This is a genomic window from Rhizobium sp. 18055 (assembly GCF_902706285.1).
Classification (GTDB): domain Bacteria; phylum Pseudomonadota; class Alphaproteobacteria; order Rhizobiales; family Rhizobiaceae; genus Rhizobium.
This window is the reverse complement of record NZ_CACSKD010000421.1, coordinates 1-403: the sequence shown is the minus strand read 5'-3', so window position 1 is coordinate 403 and position 403 is coordinate 1. Positions and strand designations below refer to the sequence as shown.

At 65.8% G+C, this 403-nt stretch carries 1 protein-coding gene; it reads left to right on the top strand.

All coding sequences use genetic code 11. The annotated features are described in order from the left end of the window. Positions 1-259: UDP-3-O-acyl-N-acetylglucosamine deacetylase (locus tag GVL52_RS32520; RefSeq protein WP_200848055.1), on the top strand; the 259-nt coding region annotated here is incomplete at its 5' end. Positions 260-403 lie beyond the last annotated feature (144 nt).

The window sequence follows — 403 nt, the reverse complement described above, 5'->3', positions numbered from 1 at the left end:
CGACTACAAGGTGCTGAACGCCGACGGCCTGCGCTACGACGACGAGTTCGTGAAGCACAAGATCCTCGACGCCATCGGCGATCTCTACATCGTCGGCCGGCCGCTGCTCGCGGCCTACAGCGCCTTCCGGTCGGGCCATGCGATGAACAACCTGCTGCTGCGCGAACTGCTGGCCCATGAAGACGCATGGGAGATCGCGACCTTCGAGAGCGAGCGGCAGGCGCCCAAGGGCTTCGCCATGCCCGCCCAGGCCTGGTGAGGCGGCGGCGATGCTGCTGTTCCGCGGGCTGTTCTTCTTCCTGCTGCTCCTGGCGGTGGTGTGCTTCGTGTTCTACATGGGCACCGGGCAGCCGCGCTACAAGCGCTACGGCATCGTGATCGTGAAGTGGACCGTGCTCTCGGC